The sequence below is a fragment of the Streptomyces anthophorae genome, from assembly GCF_049310305.1.
In the GTDB taxonomy this organism is placed as follows: Bacteria; Actinomycetota; Actinomycetes; order Streptomycetales; family Streptomycetaceae; genus Streptomyces.
This window is the reverse complement of record NZ_JBLWQQ010000001.1, coordinates 2,336,468-2,357,104: the sequence shown is the minus strand read 5'-3', so window position 1 is coordinate 2,357,104 and position 20,637 is coordinate 2,336,468. Positions and strand designations below refer to the sequence as shown.

General features: G+C 72.4%; 15 protein-coding genes. 9 read left to right on the top strand and 6 right to left on the bottom strand.

All coding sequences use genetic code 11. From position 1 onward, the window contains the following. Window positions 1-85: 85 nt before the first annotated feature. On the top strand, window positions 86-541 hold the full coding sequence (locus ACNYS0_RS10595; protein WP_422472653.1) for an ATP-binding protein: 456 nt from the start codon (window positions 86-88) through the stop codon (window positions 539-541). Between the two features lie 30 nt (window positions 542-571). Here the strand turns inward: ACNYS0_RS10595 and ACNYS0_RS10590 are convergent, their stop codons facing one another. Further along, on the bottom strand, window positions 572-1,660 hold the full coding sequence (locus tag ACNYS0_RS10590; protein ID WP_422472651.1) for a DUF2637 domain-containing protein: 1,089 nt from the start codon (window positions 1,658-1,660) through the stop codon (window positions 572-574). Between the two features lie 188 nt (window positions 1,661-1,848). Next, window positions 1,849-2,703, bottom strand: a complete 855-nt coding sequence (locus ACNYS0_RS10585) for a (2Fe-2S)-binding protein (RefSeq protein ID WP_422472649.1) — start codon at window positions 2,701-2,703, stop codon at window positions 1,849-1,851. Window positions 2,704-2,839: 136 nt separating this feature from the next. Here ACNYS0_RS10585 and ACNYS0_RS10580 point away from each other — a divergent pair, with 136 nt between their 5' ends. Beyond that, on the top strand, window positions 2,840-3,622 hold the full coding sequence (locus ACNYS0_RS10580; protein ID WP_422472647.1) for a GntR family transcriptional regulator: 783 nt from the start codon (window positions 2,840-2,842) through the stop codon (window positions 3,620-3,622). Between the two features lie 170 nt (window positions 3,623-3,792). Here ACNYS0_RS10580 and ACNYS0_RS10575 read toward each other — a convergent pair whose 3' ends face one another. Together ACNYS0_RS10575 and ACNYS0_RS10570 are read right to left on the bottom strand one after the other, a co-directional pair. Continuing rightward, window positions 3,793-4,569: a hypothetical protein gene (locus ACNYS0_RS10575; protein ID WP_422472646.1), complete on the bottom strand. Its 777-nt coding sequence runs from the start codon at window positions 4,567-4,569 to the stop codon at window positions 3,793-3,795. A 171-nt stretch (window positions 4,570-4,740) separates the two neighbouring features. After that, window positions 4,741-6,441, bottom strand: a complete 1,701-nt coding sequence (locus tag ACNYS0_RS10570) for a PucR family transcriptional regulator (protein ID WP_422482575.1) — start codon at window positions 6,439-6,441, stop codon at window positions 4,741-4,743. 346 nt (window positions 6,442-6,787) lie between these two features. Here ACNYS0_RS10570 and ACNYS0_RS10565 point away from each other — a divergent pair, with 346 nt between their 5' ends. From ACNYS0_RS10565 to ACNYS0_RS10540, 6 genes are all read left to right on the top strand, one after another. After that, window positions 6,788-7,687, top strand: coding sequence for an FAD binding domain-containing protein (locus tag ACNYS0_RS10565; RefSeq protein WP_422410986.1), 900 nt, complete (start codon window positions 6,788-6,790; stop codon window positions 7,685-7,687). Then, window positions 7,687-8,265, top strand: coding sequence for a (2Fe-2S)-binding protein (locus ACNYS0_RS10560; protein WP_422472644.1), 579 nt, complete (start codon window positions 7,687-7,689; stop codon window positions 8,263-8,265). Before ACNYS0_RS10565 ends, ACNYS0_RS10560 begins: the two co-directional genes overlap by 1 nt. A gap of 5 nt (window positions 8,266-8,270) precedes the next feature. Continuing rightward, complete coding sequence (locus ACNYS0_RS10555) at window positions 8,271-10,664, top strand: xanthine dehydrogenase family protein molybdopterin-binding subunit (protein ID WP_422472642.1); 2,394 nt, start codon at window positions 8,271-8,273, stop codon at window positions 10,662-10,664. 151 nt (window positions 10,665-10,815) lie between these two features. After that, window positions 10,816-12,267 carry an NCS2 family permease gene (locus ACNYS0_RS10550; protein WP_422472640.1) on the top strand — a complete coding sequence of 484 codons (1,452 nt, stop codon included), beginning with the start codon at window positions 10,816-10,818 and terminating at the stop codon, window positions 12,265-12,267. A gap of 44 nt (window positions 12,268-12,311) precedes the next feature. Continuing rightward, on the top strand, window positions 12,312-13,460 hold the full coding sequence (locus ACNYS0_RS10545; RefSeq protein WP_422472638.1) for an XdhC family protein: 1,149 nt from the start codon (window positions 12,312-12,314) through the stop codon (window positions 13,458-13,460). A gap of 240 nt (window positions 13,461-13,700) precedes the next feature. Next, window positions 13,701-14,915, top strand: coding sequence for a glycoside hydrolase family 6 protein (locus ACNYS0_RS10540; RefSeq protein WP_422472636.1), 1,215 nt, complete (start codon window positions 13,701-13,703; stop codon window positions 14,913-14,915). Window positions 14,916-14,926: 11 nt separating this feature from the next. On the opposite strand, the gene ACNYS0_RS10535 is transcribed toward ACNYS0_RS10540, so the two are convergent. Beyond that, window positions 14,927-15,439, bottom strand: coding sequence for an SRPBCC family protein (locus ACNYS0_RS10535; RefSeq protein WP_422472634.1), 513 nt, complete (start codon window positions 15,437-15,439; stop codon window positions 14,927-14,929). A 114-nt stretch (window positions 15,440-15,553) separates the two neighbouring features. Beyond that, window positions 15,554-18,493, bottom strand: coding sequence for a glycoside hydrolase family 3 protein (locus tag ACNYS0_RS10530; protein WP_422472632.1), 2,940 nt, complete (start codon window positions 18,491-18,493; stop codon window positions 15,554-15,556). A gap of 636 nt (window positions 18,494-19,129) precedes the next feature. On the opposite strand from ACNYS0_RS10530, the gene ACNYS0_RS10525 reads away from it, so the two are divergent. Beyond that, window positions 19,130-20,545 carry a hypothetical protein gene (locus tag ACNYS0_RS10525; protein ID WP_422472630.1) on the top strand — a complete coding sequence of 472 codons (1,416 nt, stop codon included), beginning with the start codon at window positions 19,130-19,132 and terminating at the stop codon, window positions 20,543-20,545. Window positions 20,546-20,637 lie beyond the last annotated feature (92 nt).

Here is a 20,637-nt window from a genome sequence, read left to right as displayed (position 1 = left end):
GCCGGAAAGGCAGTGGATCGGCGTGTGGGCGGGGGCCATGAAACGGCAGTCACGAGGGGGCGCCCCTATGGGCGACACGGGCTCAATGACGTACGAGAAGGGGGTCGCGGCGGCACGCGCGGATCCGGATGACGAGCCGCCGCGACAACTCAAGCGCAAGCTCGGCAAGGCGGATCTGCGGGCCGTCCCGGAGACGAGGCGCGCGCTGCGCGAACTCCTGCATCACTGGGGCAGGCCCGGAAGATCGGAGGTGGCCGAGCTGCTCACCAGCGAAATCGTGACGAACGCGCTGGTGCACACGGACTGCGAGGCGGAACTCACGGCCACGGTGGGGCCCCGGTCCCTGAGAGTGGAGGTCCGTGACTTCGTCTCGCGCCGGCCCAAGCCACGCGTACCGCACGCCGACGACGGTACGCACGGCACCAGCGGGCGCGGCCTCATCCTGGTGCAGTCCCTCGCGGACGCCTGGGGCGTCGCGGCGCTCGGCCCGGGGGCCACGGGCAAGGTGGTCTGGTTCGAACTGGACGGCGGCGTCATTTGAACGGATGACGCCGCCGTACCACGGACGGGCTCAACCGAGCTGCTGCTCAAGGTCCTTGAGCTTCTGCTCCAGAGAGTCGAGCCGGGGCAGCGCCTGCGTGTCGTCCTCCGCCGTCAGATCGACGGTGACGGGCGCCTTCTGGTCACGGGACTTACGGATGCCCTTGACGGCCTGGAGGGAGGGCCGGGAGCGCACCGGAAGCTGTTCCGGCGCCGGTGCGGCCCCCGGCAGTCCGGACGGCGAGGAACCCGCCGATATGGCGGACTCCGGGCCGGGCTGCCCGGACGTGCCGGCCTCCACCTGCCGGGGTTCGCGGGTGCCGAACCCCCGGCTCAGCGCCTTGAGCTGGGCACGCTCCAGCTTCTGGTGCTCGCGCTGGCGCATCCGGTTCTCGGTCTTCTCCCGCTTGTCCTCGCGCACCTCGTCCACGGCCTCGTCGAGGGTGCGCACGTTCTCCAGGAGCATCAACGACCAGGCGCTGTACGTCTCCAGGGGTGCGCGCAGCCAGCGCACGATCCGGATCTGCGGCAACGGCCTCGGGACCAGGCCCTGTTCGCGCAGCGCGGCGCGGCGCGTCTGCTTCAGGGCGCGGTCGAAGAGGACGGCGGCCGAGAGGGACATCCCCGCGAAGAAGTGCGGGGCACCCGCGTGGTCCAGGCCCCGCGGCGCGTGCACCCAGTTGAACCAGGCCGCGGCGCCGGCGAAGGTCCACACGAGTATCCGGGAGCCGAGCGCGGCGTCGCCGTGGCTGGCCTCGCGCACGGCGAGCACCGAGCAGAACATGGCGGCGCCGTCGAGCCCGAAGGGGACGAGGTACTCCCAGCCCCCGGACAGGTTCAGGTTCTGCTTGCCGAAGCCGACCAGTCCGTGGAAGGAGAGGGCGGCGGCGACGGCCGCGCAGCAGAACAGCAGCACGTACGAGGCGGTGCCGTAGACGGCCTCCTTGCGCCTGCGGCGCTCCTCGCTGCGTTCCCACGAATCGTCGGAGAACATCCCCGCGTCCTTCTTGGCGCCCCCGGCGCGCCTGCCGCGCGCGAGCACTGCGACCGCCGCCAGCATGCCCAGGAGCAGTACGGCGCCCGGCAGCAGCCAGTCCAGCGATATGTCGGTCAGTCTCATCTGGGGTCCCTTGCATCGCGATAGGGCGTTTCGGCCGCCATATTGGCCCAGCCGTCCGAGCCCGCAGGGGGGTTTCGGGGCAAGAGAACGCCATTGGTGTGCAAGGGGGCGCGTAAAGCGGCCGTACGCTCGAACTCCCGCCGTAATAAGGGAAGTTGAGTTCGAATTACGTCACTCGTACGGGTGGTTCAGGCTGCTGCGGTCGCGGTGAGCCTGCTGACCCGGTCCGCGTCACAGGTGCGCGGACACGTCACACAGGTGTCCTGCGGGCGCAGCGTGTAGAACATGCAGCAGCTCGCGCGGTCGCGCGTGGGCAGCAACTCCCCGCCGGGGCCCGTCAGTTCGCGGAACGCGGCCTTCCCGACGTACGGCTTCGTGGCGCCGGGCAGCAGCGCCTCCAGGTCGGACATGGCGCGCCGCTCCTCGCCGAGGAGGTGGCCCAGGTACCAGAGGGACTCGACGATCTCGTCCGTCGCCATGCCCCACAGGGCACGCGGGCCGCGCCGCATCCGCGGCCCGAAGCCGGCGAGGACGGGCTGAAGGTGCTCGGAGACGGCCGCGCGGACCTCGGCGCGCAGGGCCTCCTCGTCGGGGACGACCCGGGCGCCGGGCAGGCTCGCCGCCGGGTCGCCGGGGAGGCAGGCGAACTCGGTGACGTGCACCGCGAGCCGGCCGAGCGTGCGCTGGAAGGCGACCTCGGAGGCGGGGAAGCGGGGCACGCGGCGGTGCAGGAACCAGGGGATCGTGATGAGCAGGCAGGCGGGCCAGGCGTAGCGGTGCAGGCCGAAGCTGGCGATCACGTCGGGGCGGGCGGCGGTGCCGTAGTCCTTGAGCACCTGTGCGTTGTCCCACGCGAGGAAGGCGTCGAGCGCGGCGCCGCCCTCGGCGAGCCGCTCCGTGTGCACCCAGCCCGCACCCTCGGGCAGCGCCTCACCCGCGGGAACCTCGGTGATGCCCAGGCCCGGGAACACCTCGGTGAGGCGGGCGTACGCGGCCGAGACCGCGCTGGGGGGCGCGCCGAGCGTCGACGTGGTGAAGGGCATGCGAGGGCCACCGATTCACGATCGTTTACAGGTAAGCCTTACCTTACCCGAACGGGGTGGGGTTTGAACTGTCGGCCGGGCCCTCTATCGTCGTCGTTGAGCTTCGGACAAACGGCAAGGAACGGCGGCGAAGGGGATGACCGGGGTGGAGCGGACGAGACCACGCGCGGCACGCGACTCCTCCATTGGGGTGCCGGAGCAGCGGTCGACGTCGGTATGGGCGCCGCGGTCCGCCGCGCCCGTGCCCGCACCGTCCTCCGTTCCCGAGCAGAGCCGCGGTGAGCACACCCACAGCGAGCCCCCCGCGCCGGGGCTCGTGGCGCGCGGGGCGGTCGAGCGGACGTCCGTGCGCGGCCAGGTGCTCGACGCGCTGCGGGCCGCGCTGGTCTCCGGCGACCTCAGGCCCGGCGAGGTGTACTCCGGGCCGGCCCTGGGGGAGCGCTTCGGGGTCTCCGCGACGCCCGTGCGCGAGGCGATGCAGCAGCTGGCCCGGGAGGGTGCGGTCGAGGTCGTGCCCAACCGGGGGTTCCGGGTGACCCGGCGCTCCGACCGTGAGCTGGCCGAGCTCGCGGAGGTGCGGGCGCTCGTCGAGGTGCCGGTGGTGACGCGGCTCGCCCGTACGGTGGCGCCCGCGCGGTGGGCCGAGCTGCGGCCGCTGGTCCGTGCGACGGCGGTGGCCGCGGCGGCGGGGGACCGGGCGGGGTACGCGGAGGCGGACCGTGCCTTCCACCGGGCGCTGCTCGCGTTCGCGGGGAACGACCAGGTGGTCCGGGTGGCCGACGATCTGCATCGGCAGGTGGGGTGGTCGACGTCCGACCTGGCGCTCGACGCGAGGCAGCACGGTGCGTTGCTGGATGCGTTGGAGGCGCAGGACGCCGGTGCGGTGGGCCTCTTGGTGCGCGAGCACATCGGAGGGTGACGGCCGCCCGCCCTTAGGCCACGGGGCTCTGCCCCGGCCCCCGCGCCTCAATCGCCGGCGGGGCTTGATCATGCCGACCGAGCCTTGGGCAATCTGCCGCCTGGGGCGGCAGGGTGGGCAAGGCGGCCCCCGGTGCCGCGCACCCATCACGACGGGCCCCGCCCCGGGGATTACGCCGCCGCGGGCAGCACTCCCGCCAACCACGTAGGCACCCCGTCCAGCAGCCGGAACAACCTCGCCGCCTCCGCGCGCAGCCGCGCCTTCGTGTCCGGTTCGGGTTCCGCCTCCGCCAGGGAGGCCAGCGCCGGGGCCGTGCCCACCAGATAGCCGAGCTCCTCGCGGATGCGCAGGGACTCCGTGAAACCGTGCCGTGCCTCCTTCAACTCGCCCTCCCGCAGGGCGAGTCCGGCGAGGTGCCGCCAGGTGAAGGAGAGCAGCAGCGCGTCGCCGTGGGCCGTCGCGCCCGCGTGGGCCCTGCGGTACGCCGCACGGGCCGCCTGCGGCGAGTCCGCCAGGTTCTCCGACATCAGGCCGCGCCGGAAGTCGAGCAGCGCACGGCCGGCCCCGCCAGGGGCGATGAGCGCCGCCGCCCTGCCGAACGCCGAGCGCGCCTCGTCGGACCGGTCCCGGGTCTTCAACAGCGTGGCCGCATAGGCGAGTTGACCCCGCTCGCAGGCCGCCGCGCCCCGCTCCTCGTCCGTGTGGGCCAGCGCCTCCGCCGCGCGCAACGCGTCCTCCGCGTCCGCCCACCCCTGCTCCGTGTAGAGACACCGCTCCACCAGCAGTGCCGCCCGTTGCAGGGCCGCCCCCGCTTCGGTGTCCGCGTGATGGTCGAGCAGCGCCGCCGCGTCGGCCCAGCAGCCGCGCGAACGCAGCCGCCATACCGCGGTCTGGAGTGGATCGTCCGCTGTGTTCGTTCCGGTACCAGACATGGCGGTATGCGCCACATTGCCCTCCCGAGCACGCCATCGAGCCGAGTTGCCGTGGGGCATCTCAGCACGGATCAAGGTGCCCGGCCAAGGGGGTGGGTGAAAGATTTCACAAAGGGTTGGGCTTCCCAAGCGCCCCCAAGATCGCTAAGGGGACACTCGGCGGGTGCCCATGGGGTTGATGGGGTCTCAGCTCATCCGCAGGGCCAGGAAGAAGTCCAACTTGTCCTCCAGGCGCGACAGATCACGACCCGTCAGCTGCTCGATCCGGCCCACGCGGTACCGCAGCGTGTTCACGTGCAGGTGCAGCCGGGACGCGCAGCGGGTCCACGAGCCGTCGCAGTCGAGGAACGCCTCGAGCGTCGCGATCAGCTCGGCGCGGTGCTTGTGGTCGTAGTCACGAAGGGGATCCAGGAGGCGGGCCGTGAACGCGCGGCGCACGTCGTCCGGGACGAACGGCAGCAGGAGCACGTGCGAGGCCAGCTCCTGGTGGCCCGCCGCGCAGACCACGCCCGTGCGGGCGGCCGCCACGCGCCGTGCGTGCCGCGCCTCCTCCAGGGCGCCGCGCAGCCCCTCCGCGGAGTGCACCGCGGCGCTCACGCCGATCGCCAGGCGTCCGTCGTCGCCGAGCCCGGCCGCGAGGGGCTCGCGCACGGCGGTCAGCAGGGTGTCCGCGAGCAGGCCCTGCTCGGAACCGTCGTGCTCCGCGGCCACGGCGGGCAGCGGGACCAGGGCGATCGCCTCGTCCCCGCTGTGCGCCACGGCGATCCGGTCGGACGGCTCGGCGGTGTCGGGGTGCGCCCCGGCCTCCGGGGCGATGAGGATCTCCTCGAGGAGCGACTGGGCCACGGCCCCGCCCTCGGTCTTCTCGCCCTGCTGGTCCGTCCACTCCACGCGCGCCACGACGACCTGCCAGTGCGGGGCCGCGCCGAGCCCCGGCAGCAGCACGGGCGCGGCGACGCGCAGGCGTGCCGCGATCTCCGCGGGGGCCGCGCCCGCCTGCACCAGCTCAAGGACCTCCTGCGCGAGCCTGCGCCGCACCGTGCGCGCCGCGTCCCGCCGCTCCCGCTCCACCGAGATCAGCTGCGTGACGCCCTGGAGCAGGTCGAGCCGCTCCTCGGGCCAGTCGCCCGCGTCCGCCTCGACGGCGAGCAGCCAGTCCGAGAGAACGCTCGCGCGCCGGTCGACGGGGGCCGCGGCCGGCGCGTCCTTCGGCGCCGAGCCGATCGGGAACAGCGAGTACGTGACCCCCTCCACCGTCACCCGGTGCGGGCTGCGCCGCCCCGTGCGCAGGGCCGACAGGTGCTCGGCCGCGAGCCGGGTGCGGATCTGCGGGGGCAGCGCGGGCCCCGCGGCGGCCGAACCGGCGATCGCGCGTCCGGTCGGGGAGAGCACCCAGGCCCGCAGGTCCAGGTCGCTGCCCAGCAGGTCGAGGACCACGTCGGGGCCGCCGCCCGCGGGCCCCGAGGTCATCAGGCGCCGATGCCGGTCCACGACCGCCGCGAGGTCCCCGGCGCGCTCGCCCGAGACCTGCCGTACGACGTGCTCGGTGATCGTCCCGAACGCCACCGACTGGGCGACGGAGAACAGCGGCACGCGGTGCCGGGCGCAGGCCTCGACGAAGTCGTCGGGGACGTAGCCGAACTCGGCGGTGCCCGCGGCGACCGCCGCGACGCCCGCCGCGGCCATCAGCCGGGCGAAGGGCTCCGAGTCGGCCGGCTCCCGGTGCCAGGCCAGGCCCGTGAGGACCAGCTCGCCTCCGGACAGATAGCGGCTGGGGTCCCGCAGGTCCGTCGTCATCACGCCGCGGACGGTGCGGTCGAGCTCGTCCTCGCCGCCGAGGAGCCTGAGGCCCAGCGCGTCCGTGTCCAGCAATGCGCGCAGCCGCATGTCGTCGTCGCCGCCGATCTGTCTCGAAGTCGTACGTACAGGGAGCCCCACGGACCTGTGTCCCGGGTTTCCTGGGGAAAACGGTGAGGTTACTGATGCCACCCGTTCATACGAATCTACAAGACACCCCGGCGGGCCAGCCAACGCGTTCATGTTTTCCGTGACTGACACTGCCGGAGCAGCAGGCGGTGTACTGGCCTCACTCCGCGTGAACAGCACATGAACGAGCCCCTGTGATCCGCACATCCCGTGGCTCGAACGCATCGCATCGACCCCGCACGACACGACGCACGAACCACGCACGATCCCTGCCCGATCCACGAACCTCACGGAGAAGAGAGCCGTTATGGACTTCCTTCGCCCCGGCAGCTGGGAGGAGGCGCTCGCCGCGAAGGCCGAGCACCCCACAGCCGTGCCGATCGCAGGCGGCACCGATGTCATGGTCGAGATCAACTTCGACCACCGCCGCCCCGAGTACCTGCTCGACCTCAACCGCATCGGTGAGCTGAACGAGTGGGAGGTGGGCGAGGGTCAGAACGACACCGTCCGGCTCGGCGCCTCCGTCCCGTACACCAAGATCATGGAGCACCTGCGCACCGAGCTGCCTGGGCTCGCCCTCGCCTCGCACACCGTCGCCTCGCCGCAGATCCGCAACCGCGGCGGCGTCGGCGGCAACCTCGGCACCGCTTCCCCGGCCGGCGACGCGCACCCGGCGCTGCTCGCCTCCGGCGCCGAGGTCGAGGTGGAGTCGGTCCGCGGCTCCCGGCGCATCCCGATCGACGAGTTCTACACGGGGGTCAAGCGCAACGCCCTCGCCGAGGACGAGCTGATCCGCGCCGTGCACATCAAGAAGGCCGCGGGCCCGCAGCAGTTCTCCAAGGTCGGCACGCGCAACGCGATGGTCATCGCCGTGTGCGCCTTCGGCCTCGCCCTGCACCCGGAGACCAGGACCGTGCGTACCGGCATCGGCTCGGCCGCGCCCACCCCGGTTCGTGCCAAGGAGGCCGAGGAGTTCCTCGCCGCCGCGCTCGAAGAGGGCGGGTTCTGGGACAACGGCAAGATCATCACCCCGTCGGTCGCCAAGCAGTTCGCCACGCTGGCCTCCGGCGCCTGCAACCCGATCGACGACGTCCGGGGCACCGCCTCGTACCGCCGTCACGCGGTCGGCGTCATGGCGCGCCGCACGCTGACCTGGGCCTGGGAGTCGTACCGCGGCTCGGCCACTCGCACGGAGGGAGCCGCGTAATGCGCGTCAATGTCACGGTCAACGGCCGTCAGCAGGAAGCCGACGACGTCTGGGAGGGCGAGTCCCTTCTGTACGTCCTGCGCGAGCGGATGGGGCTTCCGGGCTCGAAGAACGCGTGCGAGCAGGGCGAGTGCGGATCCTGCACCGTCCGGCTCGACGGCGTACCGGTGTGTTCGTGTCTGGTGGCCGCGGGACAGGTCGAGGGCCGCGAGGTCGTCACCGTCGAAGGGCTCGCCGACCACGCCAAGGCCCGTTCCTGCGGTTCCCACGAGGGCGGCACGACGCTCCAGGACGCGCAGGGCTGGTCCGCGAAGGGCACCGACTCGCAGACCGGCGAGGGCGGCGAACTCGCCCCGATCCAGCAGGCGTTCATCGACGCGGGCGCCGTCCAGTGCGGCTTCTGCACGCCCGGCCTCCTTGTCGCGGCCGACGAGATGCTGGAGCAGAACCCGAACCCGTCCGACGCGGACATCCGCGAGGCGCTGTCGGGGAACCTCTGCCGCTGCACCGGCTACGAGAAGATCATGGACGCGGTCCGGCTCGCCGCCGCGCGCCAGTCGCAACCCGAAGGGGTCTGAGCAGCATGGGTACGACAGGAATCCCCGGCAAGGTCACCCAGGGATCGCAGACCAAGGGCGGCATCGGCGAGTCCACGCTCCGCCCGGACGGCACCCTCAAGGTCACCGGCGAGTTCGCGTACTCGTCCGACATGTGGCACGAGGACATGTTGTGGGGCCACATTCTGCGCTCCACCACGGCGCACGCCGAGATCGTGTCCATCGACACGGCCGAGGCGCTGGCGACTCCCGGTGTCTACGCGGTGCTCACCTACGACGACCTCCCGACCGCCGTGAAGAACTACGGCCTGGAGATCAAGGACACCCCGGTCCTCGCGCACGGCAAGGTCCGCCACCACGGCGAGCCGGTCGCCTGCATCGCGGCCGACCACCCGGAGACCGCGCGGCGCGCCGCCGCCAAGATCAAGGTGGAGTACCGCGAGCTGCCCGTCATCACCGACGAGGCCTCCGCGACCGCGCCCGACGCGGTCCTGGTCCACGAGAACCGCGACGACCACCACATCGGCCACGTCCCGCACCCGAACATCGTGCACCGCCAGCCGATCATCCGCGGAAACGCCGATGAGGCCGCCAAGAAGGCCGACTTCGTCGTCAAGGGCGAGTACACCTTCGGCATGCAGGACCAGGCCTTCCTCGGCCCCGAGTCAGGACTCGCCGTGCCGGCCGAGGACGGCGGCGTCGACCTCTACGTCGCCACGCAGTGGCTGCACTCGGACCTCGGCCAGATCGCCCCCGTCCTCGGCCTGCCCGAGGACAAGGTGCGGATGACGCTCTCCGGCGTCGGCGGCGCCTTCGGCGGCCGCGAGGACCTGTCGATGCAGATCCACGCGTGCCTGCTCGCGCTGCGCACCGGCAAGCCCGTCAAGATCGTCTACAACCGGTTCGAGTCCTTCTTCGGGCACGTCCACCGCCACCCGGCGAAGCTGTACTACGAGCACGGGGCGACCAAGGACGGCAAGCTCACGCACATGAAGTGCCGCATCGTCCTGGACGGCGGCGCCTACGCCTCGGCCTCCCCGGCCGTCGTCGGCAACGCGTCGTCCCTCGCGGTCGGCCCGTACGTGCTCGACGACGTCGACATCGAGGCCATCGCGCTCTACTCCAACAACCCGCCCTGCGGCGCCATGCGCGGCTTCGGCGCGGTCCAGGCGTGCTTCGCGTACGAGGCGCAGATGGACAAGCTGGCCGACAAGGTCGGCATCGACCGAGTCGAGTTCCGGCAGCTCAACGCCATGGAGCAGGGCACGATCATGCCGACGGGCCAGCCCGTCGACTCGCCCGCCCCGGTCGCCGAACTGCTGCGGCGCGTCAAGGCGATGCCGCTGCCGCCCGAGCGCCAGTGGGAGTCCAGCGAGGGCGCCGACGTGCGCCAGCTGCCCGGCGGCCTGTCCAACACCTCGCACGGCGAGGGCGTCGTGCGCGGCATCGGCTACGCCGTCGGCATCAAGAACGTCGGCTTCTCCGAGGGCTTCGACGACTACTCGACGGCCCGTGTCCGTATGGAGGTCGTCGGCGGCGAGCCGGTGGCCACCGTGCACACCGCGATGGCCGAGGTCGGCCAGGGCGGCGTCACCGTGCACGCGCAGATCGCGCGCACCGAGCTGGGCGTCACCCAGGTGACCATCCACCCGGCCGACACCCAGGTCGGCTCGGCCGGTTCGACCTCCGCCTCCCGCCAGACGTACGTCACCGGCGGCGCCGTCAAGAACGCCTGCGAGCTGGTCCGCGAGAAGGTCCTGGACCTCGGCCGCCGCAAGCTGGGCACCTACCACCCGGCGTGGGCGACGGCCGAACTCCTCCTGGAGGGCGGCAAGGTCGTCACCGACGGCGGCGAGGTCCTCGCCGACCTCGTCGACGTGCTGGAGGGCGAGTCCGTCGAGGTCGAGGAGGAGTGGCGGCACCGCCCCACCGAGGCCTTCGACCTGCGCACCGGGCAGGGCAACGGACACGTGCAGTACTCCTTCGCCGCGCACCGCGCCGTCGTCGAGGTCGACACCGAGCTGGGCCTCGTCAAGGTCGTCGAGCTGGCCTGCGCCCAGGACGTCGGCAAGGCGCTCAACCCGCTGTCCGTGATCGGCCAGATCCAGGGCGGCACCACGCAGGGCCTCGGCGTCGCGGTGATGGAGGAGATCGTCGTCGACCCGAATACCGCCAAGGTCAGGAACCCGTCCTTCACGGACTACCTGATCCCCACGATTCTCGACACGCCGACCATCCCGGTCGACGTGCTCGAACTTGCCGACGACCACGCCCCGTACGGGCTGCGCGGCATCGGCGAGGCCCCGACCCTGTCGTCCACCCCGGCCGTCCTCGCGGCGATCCGGAACGCGACGGGCCTGGAGCTCGACCGGACCCCGGTCCGGCCCGAGCACCTGACGGGAACGGCCGCCCAGGCCTAGACCCGCCTCCCCGCGGGGTGGCGGTCAGCCACCGTCACCCCGCAGTACCTCTGCGTCTCGGGCCGTCCCCCGGGTCGTGCAGCCATCCCAAAACCCGTGTGCCGTACGGCAGTTCACGGGAGCCCCTATGAACCTTGGGAATCGAGGCACCATGACCCAGCAGTCCGTGGAGCCGAAGACCACCGCCGACGACGCGGGCGCGGGCTCGCGCCAGCCCGCCGGCAGGTCTTGGCTCGACCGCTACTTCCACATATCCGACAGAGGGTCGACGTTCGCGCGCGAGGTGCGCGGCGGCATCACCACCTTCATGGCGATGTGTTACATCCTCCTGCTCAATCCGCTGCTGCTCGGCGGCCCCGACGCCGCGGGCAACAGGCTCAGCCACGCAGGGCTCATCACGGCGACCGCGCTCGCCGCCGCCGTGTGCACCCTGCTGATGGGCTTCCTCGGCAAGGTCCCGCTGGCGCTCGCCGCCGGCCTGTCCGTCTCCGGCGTGCTCGCCACCCAGGTGGCGCCCAACATGACGTGGCCGCAGGCCATGGGCATGTGCGTGATGTACGGCGTCGTGATCGTGCTGCTCGTCGTCACCGGGCTGCGCGAGATCATCATGAACGCGATCCCGCTCGCCCTGAAGCACGGCATCACCATCGGCATCGGCATGTTCATCGCCCTGATCGGCCTGGTCAACGCCGGGTTCGTCGGCAAGGGCGCCCCGGTGACCCTGGGCACCGGCGGCCAGCTCAAGGGCTGGCCCGTGCTGCTCTTCGCGGTCACCCTGCTCCTGATCTTCATGCTCCAGGCCCGCAACGTCCCCGGCGCGATCCTCATCGGCATCGTCGTCGGCACCGTCCTCGCGGTCATCGTCAACGCGGTCTTCGACCTCAGTCCGAAGGTCTGGGGCGGCAGCCCGCCCGAGCTGACCGGCAGCGCCGTCTCCATGCCCGACTTCTCGCTCTTCGGCCATGTCGAGTTCGGCGGCTGGGACTCCATCGGCGGCATGACCGTCGGCATGATCGTGTTCACGCTCGTGCTCGCCGGGTTCTTCGACGCGATGGCCACCATCATCGGCGTCGGCACCGAGGCCAAGCTCGCCGACGACAAGGGCCGCATGCCGGGTCTGTCCAAGGCGCTGCTGATCGACGGCGCCGGCGGCGCCATCGGCGGTGTGGCCGGAGCCTCCGGGCAGACCGTCTTCATCGAGTCCGCCACGGGTGTCGGCGAGGGCGCGCGCACCGGCCTGTCGTCCGTCGTCACCGGCTTCCTCTTCGCGCTCGGCCTGTTCTTCACGCCGCTCGCGCAGATCGTGCCCGGCCAGGTCGCCGCCGCCGCGCTCGTCGTCATCGGCGCGATGATGATGCAGAACGCCCGGCACGTGGACTGGTCCGACCGGGCCGTGGCCGTGCCGGTGTTCCTGACCGTGGCGCTGATGCCGTTCACGTACTCCATCACCGCCGGCGTCGGCGCCGGAGTCATCGCGTACACGGCGATCAAGGCGGCGCAGGGGAAGTTCCGCGAGATCGGCGCCTTCATGTGGGTGCTGACGCTCGTCTTCCTCGTGTACTTCGGCCTGCACCCGATCGAGAGCTGGCTGGGCGTCAAGTAGCCCTTCCGGACGACCGTTCCATGAACCGTTAAGGAGACCGAGACATGCTGGACATCGCCGATGAGCTGAACCGGTGGGTCGAGCAGGGACGCGACTTCGCCGTGGCCACCGTGGTGGCCGTCGGCGGCAGCGCGCCCCGGCAGCCGGGCGCGGCGCTCGCCGTCGACAGCGAGGGCACCGCGATCGGATCGGTCTCCGGCGGCTGCGTGGAAGGAGCGGTGTACGAGCTGTGCGCCCAGGCCGTCGAGGACGGGGAAACGGTCCTCGAACGGTTCGGCTACAGCGACGACGACGCCTTCGCCGTGGGGCTCACCTGCGGCGGTGTCATCGACATCCTCGTCACGCCGGTCCGCGCGTCCGACACGGCCGCACGCGAGGTGCTCGCTCGGGCGCTCGGCGCCGCCGCCACGGGGGAGGCGGCGGCGCTCGCGCGCATCGTGTCGGGGCCGGGGGAGCTGCTGGGGCGGGCGCTGCTCGTCCGCCCCGACGGCTCGTACGAGGGCGGGTTCGGGGCCCACCCCGAGCTCGACCGCACCGTGGCGGGGGAGGCGGCGGCCTTCCTCGACGCGGGGCGTACGGGCACCCTGGAGATCGGTGAGCAGGGCTCGCGGTGCGGGTCACCGCTCACCGTCCTCGTCGAGTCGTCCGTGCCCGCGCCCCGGATGATCGTGTTCGGCGCGATCGACTTCGCTTCGGCGCTGGTGCGGATGGGTGCGTTCCTCGGCTACCGCGTCACCGTGTGCGACGCGCGGCCGGTGTTCGCGACGGCCGCGCGGTTCCCCGAGGCCGACGAGATCGTCGTCGAGTGGCCGCACGAGTACCTGGAGCGGACCGAGGTCGACGGCAGGACCGTGCTGTGCGTCCTGACCCACGACGCCAAGTTCGACGTGCCGCTGCTGCGGCTCGCGCTGCGGCTGCCGGTCGCGTACGTGGGGGCGATGGGCTCGCGGCGCACGCACCTCGACCGCAATGAACGCCTGCGTGAAGTCGGCGTCACCGAGCTCGAGTTGGCGCGCCTGCGGTCCCCGATCGGGCTCGACCTGGGGGCCCGCACGCCGGAGGAGGTGGCGGTGTCCATCGCCTCCGAGATCGTGGCGGACCGCCGGGGCGGCACGGGGGTGTCCCTGACCGGGGCGCACACGCCGATCCACCACGAGCAGGGGGCGGCGCGGCGGATCGACTCGGTGGCCTGAGCCGGGCAGATCAAGCCCCGCTCTTGGGCGAGAGCCGGCGGGGTCCGGGGCGGAGCCCCTCGGCGGTGGAACGTGTGGCCGGGACCGGCTGTGTGGCCGGGGGGGGCGGGCCCTCACGTGGCGACATCAACACATCGACCACGTCGCGCACTTGACGTTCCGGTGGGCTCGGTCGACTCTCTGTGGGAGCGCTCCCGCAAGGCCGACCGTCACCCGCCCGACCGGACCCCAGGAGTCACCGTGCGAAGACCTCTCAGCCGTGCCGCCGCCGCGGCCGCCGCAACGCTCGCCCTCCTCGTCGCCGCACCGCAGGCCCTTGCCGCGGAGCCGTCGGCACAGGCCATCGTCACCGAGCCGACGGCACCGGGCGGGCACGGCACCGGGCTCTACACGCCCGACCCCAACCCGGACGCCGTCCGGCAGATCGCGGGCCTCGTCAAGGCGGGCCAGTACCGCGACGCCGCCCGGATCACCGCGATGATCGCCACCCCGCAGGCCGTCTGGTTCGGCGACCAGAGTCCGGCCGAGGTGGAGAAGCTCACCCGCGAGGTCGTCAGGGACGCCGACCGGCGCGCCGACCTCCCGGTGTTCGCGCTCTACAACATCCCCGGCCGCGACTGCTCCAACTACTCCGCGGGCGGCGCCGCCACCACCGCCGAGTACCAGGCCTGGATCGACGCCGTCGCCCGCGGCATCGGCTCCCGCGACGCCATGGTCGTCCTCGAACCCGACGCGCTCGCCCTGCTCCCCGCCGACTGCGGCCAGGACGACGCCCAGGGCACCAGGACCGCCGCGCGCTACACCGAGGTCAACTACGCCGTCGACCGCCTGGAGCCGCTGCGCGGCACCCGCGTCTACCTCGACACCGGCCACCCCGGCTGGCACAGCGTCAACTCCATCGTGCCGCGCCTGATCAAGGGCGGCGTCGGGGACGCGGCCGGTTTCTACACCAACGCCTCGAACTACTTCACCGACGACGCCAACTCCTGGTACGGGAAGCTGATCTCGTCCTGCCTCGCGTACGTCGAGGAGGCCTCGGGGGACGCCGCCGACTGCCCGAACCAGTGGACCCCGCGCGCCGACGCGCAGACCTGGATCGACGCCCATGTGCGCGTCCCGGCCTCCCGGATGGCGCACTTCGTCACGGACTCCAGCCGCAACGGCCAGGGCACCTGGACCCCGCCCGCCGGCAAGTACACCGACGCCCAGGACTGGTGCAATCCGCCGGACCGCGGCCTCGGCGCCCGCCCGACCCTGCGCACCGGCGATCCCTTGCAGGACGCCCGCCTGTGGATCAAGACTCCCGGCGAGTCGGACGGCCTGTGCCTGCGCGGCACCGCGGGCCCCGAGGACCCGGAGCGGGGCACGGTCGACCCGAAGGCGGGCGACTGGTTCCCGCAGCAGGCGCTCGAACTGGTGCGGTACGCCAACCCGCCGCTGCTGCCCGGGAAGTGACGCTCACCCGCTCACAACCTGTGCGGTGACGTTTCTCCCGAGGTTCCGTCCCCGGGGCTGTCGTCCCCGGAGCCGTCGTCTCCGGTGACCTCGTCCCCGGCGTCGTGCAGCAGCCCGTCCACCGCCCGTCCGAACACCCACCGCCCCGCCGCCGCGACCACCCGGTCCGCGGCGCGGGGCACCCCGCGCACCCGCAGCTCCTCGCGCCACTCGACGCGCGAGCCGCCGTCGCCGAGCGCCCGCACCTCGAACTCGGCCCAGCCGGTGACGACCCGGCCGCGCTTCTCCATCCGGCAGCGGCGCGGCGGCTGCCAGGCGACGATCTCCATCGGGTCGTCGAAGCCGCACCGGCCGACGCCGGTGCGCGCCACGAACACCGTGCCCGCCGCGTCCGGCGGCGGGGTCGTCACCGTGACACGGGTGAGCGGCACGGAGTCCCCGTGCCGCTCCCAGTCGGTCAGCCGCGCCCACGCCTCGGAGGCGCGCAGCGACGTGTCACGGACGATACGGATTTGGGCCGTCATGTCGTGATGGTAGGCACACGTCCGGGTCCGGTGTCCGTGCCGGAGGCCGGGCGGCGTGTCGCGCGGGACCCCAACTGGGAGCCCCGCGCGCACAGTTGTCCTGCCGCGGCCCGGTTAGGCCGCCTTGTACGCCGCGGCCAGCTTCTTGAGCGCCCCCTGGTAGTCGCCGGTGAGGGCGAGGTGCTCGGCCTCGGCGAACGGCTTGGCCCACGCCGCCGTCACCCTGCCGCCCGCCTTCTGCTGGACCTTGAGCCGCTCCTTCGCCACGAGCGCCTGCCCGCCGCCGTCCTTGCCTGCCGCCTTGGTCGTGAGCCCGTAGCCGTACGGGAACTGCGGATCGTACGAGGCGTCGCCGACGTTGATGGGCAGCTGGGCCTCGGACTTCGGCCAGGTCACCGGGAGCCGCCCGGTGAAGGACCGCTTGCCGTAGAGGACGTCGGCGACGCCGTCGCCCTCCGTGCCCGGCAGCCAGGACGCGACGAGCCCGTCGATGTCGCCCAGCCGGTCGCCGATCAGCTGCGGCCGGCCGGAGACCATCAGCACCACGCACTTCATGGCGCCGCAGACCTTGTCCACCGCGGCCTTGTCCGCCGCCGACAGTTCCAGGTCGTGGCCGTTGCCGACGTCGCCGACGCCCTCCGCGTACGGGGTCTCGCCGACGACGACCACGCCGACGTCGTACCCGGAGATGGGCGCCGAGGCGTCCTTCGAGTAGTCGACCTTCGCGCCGGGGGCGGCCTTCTTCATGGCCTGGAGGATCGTGGTGCCGTCCGTGATCTTCCCGGAGGAGCCCTGCCAGGAGACGGTCCAGCCGCCGGCCTGGTTGCCGATGTCGTCGGCGTTGGACCCGGCGACGTACACCTTCTGGGAGCGCTTGAGCGGCAGCACGTTCCCGTCGTTCTTCAGGAGGACCTGCGACTTGGCCGCCGCCTCGCGGGCCACGGCGCGGTGTGCGGCGCCGCCGATCTCGTCGATGTCGCTCGTGTCGGCATACGGCTTCTCGAAGAGGCCGAGCTTGAACTTCTGCGTGAGGATGCGGGAGACGGCGTCGTCGACGCGTGCCTCCGTGACCCGGCCCGAGGTGGTCTCGGCGAGCAGGGTCTTCTCGAAGTCGGCGTAGGCGTTCGGCACCATGATCATGTCGAGGCCCGCGTTGATCGACGTCCTGACGTCGGAGGCGTAGTCGCCGGGGATCTGGTCGATGCCCGCGTAGTCGCTGATCACGAAGCCGTCGAAGCCCATCTTCCTCTTCAGCTCGTCATTGATCATCGCCGCGTTCGCGTGCATCTTCACGGGGCCCTGGTCGTCTCCGATGATGTCGAGCGAGGAGTACGAGGGCATGACCGTGCCCACCCCGCGCTTCACGGCGTCGCCGAAGGGCGCCAGGTGCACGGCCTCCAACTCCTGCCGCGTCACCTTCGTGACCCCCTGGTCGATGGTGTACGAGCCGGTGGTGGAGGAGCCGTACGCGGTGCCGCCGTCGCCGACGAAGTGCTTGGCGGTGGCGAGGACCTTGTCGTTCCTGTCCAGGTCGCTGCCGTTCGCGCGGCCCTGGAAGCCCTTGATCACGGTCTCCATGGACTCGACGAGGGCCGGGTCCTCGCCGAAGGACTCGTAGGAGCGGCCCCAGCGTTCGTCGCGGCTCACGCACAGGCAGGGCGCGAAGTCCCACGGGACGCCGGTCGCGCGCACCTCGGACGCGGTCACCGCCCCGGCCCGCTCGGCGAGCCCGGGATCGCGGGTCGCGCCGATGCCGATGTTGTGCGGCATGATCGTGGCGCCGACGACGTTGTTGTGGCCGTGCACCGCGTCCACGCCGTAGATCAGCGGGATCTGGAACCGCGTGGCCTGCGCCCGCAGTTGGTAGCCGTCGATCATCTTGGCCCAGGCCTCGGGCGTGTTCGGCGTCGGCACGGAGCCGCCGCCGGAGAGCAGGGAGCCGAGTCCGTGGCTCGCGATGTCGCCGGGCGACTTGAGGGCGGCCCGCTCGGCCTGCGTCATCTGGCCGACCTTCTCCTCCAGCGACATCCGCGAGACGAGGTCGGCGACCCGCTTCTTGATCGGGGCCTTGGTGTCGAGGTACGGCAGGCCGTGCGCGTCGATGACGACCTGCGGGGACTCGGCCGGCGGCTTGGCGCCGGTGACGGTCAGCTTCAGCGGGATCGTCTCGGCGGTCTCGGACCTGGCGGAGTCCTTGGAGGTGGCGACCGTGACCGTCCTGGCCGCGCCGGACGCGGTGCCCGCGGGGAAGGTGACCTTGCCGCTGACCGGGGTGTAGTCCTTGCCGGGGTCCGCGGAGCCGCCCTCGGTGGCGTACTCGATGGTGACGGGGTCCTCGATCGGCACGTTCCCGGTGGTGGTGACGGACAGCTTCACCGCCGCCGAACCGCCCTCCTTCACCGGGTACACGGCCGCGTCCGTCGCCACCTGCGCCCGCAGCGACTGGTCGGCCTTGCCGTACAACTCGACGCCGTCCATGGCGAATTGGCTCTTCGTGCCGGTGGGCAGCGTGACCGCATAGCCCCACATCTTGTCGAGCCCGAGGACGTGGTCGATGCCGCCGACGGGCTGGTAGTCCGTGCGGTACTCGAACCGCGTGAACGGCAGCTCGACCTGCTTCCAGCCCGTGAAGTCGTCGGCGAACGACGTCGTCCACAGCTCGGACGCCTCGCCGTGCGCGCCGCCGTCCTTGATCTCGAAGGTGAGCTTGCGGCCCGAGTCGTCGCCGTACCACCACAGGCGGATGCCCTTGTGGGCCGACCAGTCGTGGGCCGGCTTGTCGGCGGCGTAGTCGTGGCTGAAGCCGCCGTAGCCGCTGATGTCGTAGGCGCCTTCGAGGACCTTGGCGCCCTCGGGGGCGTCCGCGCGCTCCTTGAGTTCGAGTTTCGGGTTGTCGTCCGTGTCGCCGCCCCAGGTGAAGATGCCCTCGGCGGGCTGTGTCGCGAAGGGCACCTCGCCCTCGAAGCGGTCGACGGGGGTGGGCGCGGGGTCGTCGGCGGCTGAGGCCGCCGAGGTGCCGGTCAGCGGCAGCAGGCCTGCCGCGAGCGCCGACACGGCGAGTAAGGCCGCGCGTCTGCGGCGGCTTCGGCGGCCCGATCTGGTGGTGGAGTCGGTGTGACGCAAGGTTCCCTCCGGGTGGTCCCGTTGCGGGTGCTTGTGGTGCGTCGTGCCGTTCTAAATTCAAGCCTTGAGTTAAAGGGGGAGGGGTGGGGGCGTCAAGAGTTCGGAACGTAAAGGGAGTTGGCGGTGGAGCGGGGCCGAGTCGGGCCCTTGCAACCGATTGACAGGCGGGGTCCCGCCCCCGATCGTTTGCTTCGGGGTGTGACACCTGACGGTTGGGGGACCGCGATGAGGTGGCAGGGGGGCGCGTCGTCCGGCGACGCGGAGCACCAGGGGAGCGGCGGGTTCGGCCCGCCTCCGCGGATGCCGTCGGTTCCGCCGATGCCTCCGGGACCGCCTGCGCCTCCAGGGCCGCCGCCTCCGGGACCGCCCGCGCCTCCAGGGCCGCCGCCTCCGGGACCACCTGCGCCTCCCGGACCGCCGCCTCCGGCCTTCGGTCCCGCGCAGGACGTCGCGTTCGGGCCGCCCGGCCCACCCGCTGCCAGGCCGCCCGCCGGGCCGGCCGATCCGGCGCGCGCCGTCGCCGCGGGGCTGCTCAACCTCAGCGGGCTCGGCCTGGGATACGTCCTCGTGCGCCGCCGCCTGCTCGCCCTGCTGTGCGTCGCCGCGACGGCCGCCCTGCTCACGCTCGCACTGCCCGCGGATCCCGACGGGGTGCCCGGGTGGGCGCTGATCGGGTACGCGGCGCTGCTGCTCGTCGCGGTGGCGGACGGCGCGCGGCGCGGACTGCGCGCGTCGTCAAGTTCCGTACGGATCAAGCCCGTTGTGGCGATTCTGCTCGGTGTCGCGCTGCTCGCCGTGCCCGCCGGGGGCGCCTTCGCGTACGGCGGTCTGCGCGACGAGGCCGTCGAGGAGATGCTGCTCGACCGGCTGGACGGTGCCGACGCCCTCGTCCGGAAGGCCTCGGTCCGGGACTTCGCCGAGGCGCGCGCCGACTATCGCACGGCGCTGGGCCGCTACCGCGACCTCGCGGAGGACCACCCGGGCTCCCGGGCCGCCCACCGCGTGCACGACAGCCTCGACGCCTACTACAAGGCGGTCTCCGCGCCGTACGCCGACGGTGCGCCCTGCGCCGCCGTCGCGCCGCTCGAACATCTGCGGTCGGTGCCGGACACCATCGACCGTGCCGTCCTCGGCTCCCTCGCGACCTGGCCCGACAGGCCGCTCGCCACCTCGCTCCTGAAGTGCGGCACGGGCAGGCTCGGCACCGCCGGGTCCGACGGCAAGGGCGGCGAGCTGGGTCAACTCCTGCGTACGTTCCCCGGGTCGACGCAGGCGCGGCAGGTGGAGCCCGCCGTGCGCGCGGCCGTCGAGCGGCGCGCGGGTGCGCTGAAGGGCGAGGACCCGTGCGCCGCCACCAAGGCGCTGCGCCGCATCGGTGACACCGCGAAGAGCCTGCCCGCGCCCGCACCCGCCCACCTGCGCGGCGGGGTCGCGACGGCCGTGCGGGACGGGGCGTACGCCTGCGGCGTCGACCAGTTCGAGGACAAGAAGTTCGGCGCCGCCCGCACGTCGCTGACGGACTTCGCGCGCACGTACAAGGACGACAAGCGGCGGGCCCGCGCCCAGCAGGTCGCCACCGCCGCCGAGATCGCGCAGCTGCGTCCCGCCGCGGGCGACCGGCTGCCGCCGAAGGGCGAGCCGGGCGGTGCCCGCATGGAAATGGTGATCAGCAACGACGGGCCCGACCCGGTAGAGATCCTTTACACGGGACCGGTCACCGGCCGGGTCACCATCGCCGCCTGCGGATCCTGCACGACGTATCCGACCGAGGCGGCGGGCCGCGCCAAGGCGTGCAAGGCGAGCGGCAAGGGCTACCCGAAGAAGACGCTGCGGCTGCCCGCGGGCACGTACCACTTCCTGCACAAACCGGGCGGCCGTGACGCGACGGCGCTCGGGCGCGCGGCGGGCGGCCGGATCCAGTCCGGATACTCGTACACGCAGTGCAGCTATGTGGTCAGGAGCGAGCTGGGGGCCGATCTGTAGGGCCGTCGGCGCGGCCCGCCGCGAGGCTCTTGACCGAGGCTTGACCCCCATTTGACCTGCGCAAATACCCTTGTGCCCCCTGGGTGAGGCAC

What these genes read in the sequence shown, in the direction of transcription:
- ACNYS0_RS10595 (WP_422472653.1), top strand. Translation starts at nt 86, where the DNA reads ATGACGTACGAGAAGGGGGTCGCGGCGGCACGCGCGGATCCGGATGAC.
- ACNYS0_RS10590 (WP_422472651.1), bottom strand. Translation starts at nt 1,660, where the DNA reads ATGAGACTGACCGACATATCGCTGGACTGGCTGCTGCCGGGCGCCGTA.
- ACNYS0_RS10585 (WP_422472649.1), bottom strand. Translation starts at nt 2,703, where the DNA reads ATGCCCTTCACCACGTCGACGCTCGGCGCGCCCCCCAGCGCGGTCTCG.
- ACNYS0_RS10580 (WP_422472647.1), top strand. Translation starts at nt 2,840, where the DNA reads ATGACCGGGGTGGAGCGGACGAGACCACGCGCGGCACGCGACTCCTCC.
- ACNYS0_RS10570 (WP_422482575.1), bottom strand. Translation starts at nt 6,441, where the DNA reads ATGCGGCTGCGCGCATTGCTGGACACGGACGCGCTGGGCCTCAGGCTC.
- ACNYS0_RS10565 (WP_422410986.1), top strand. Translation starts at nt 6,788, where the DNA reads ATGGACTTCCTTCGCCCCGGCAGCTGGGAGGAGGCGCTCGCCGCGAAG.
- ACNYS0_RS10560 (WP_422472644.1), top strand. Translation starts at nt 7,687, where the DNA reads ATGCGCGTCAATGTCACGGTCAACGGCCGTCAGCAGGAAGCCGACGAC.
- ACNYS0_RS10555 (WP_422472642.1), top strand. Translation starts at nt 8,271, where the DNA reads ATGGGTACGACAGGAATCCCCGGCAAGGTCACCCAGGGATCGCAGACC.
- ACNYS0_RS10550 (WP_422472640.1), top strand. Translation starts at nt 10,816, where the DNA reads ATGACCCAGCAGTCCGTGGAGCCGAAGACCACCGCCGACGACGCGGGC.
- ACNYS0_RS10545 (WP_422472638.1), top strand. Translation starts at nt 12,312, where the DNA reads ATGCTGGACATCGCCGATGAGCTGAACCGGTGGGTCGAGCAGGGACGC.
- ACNYS0_RS10535 (WP_422472634.1), bottom strand. Translation starts at nt 15,439, where the DNA reads ATGACGGCCCAAATCCGTATCGTCCGTGACACGTCGCTGCGCGCCTCC.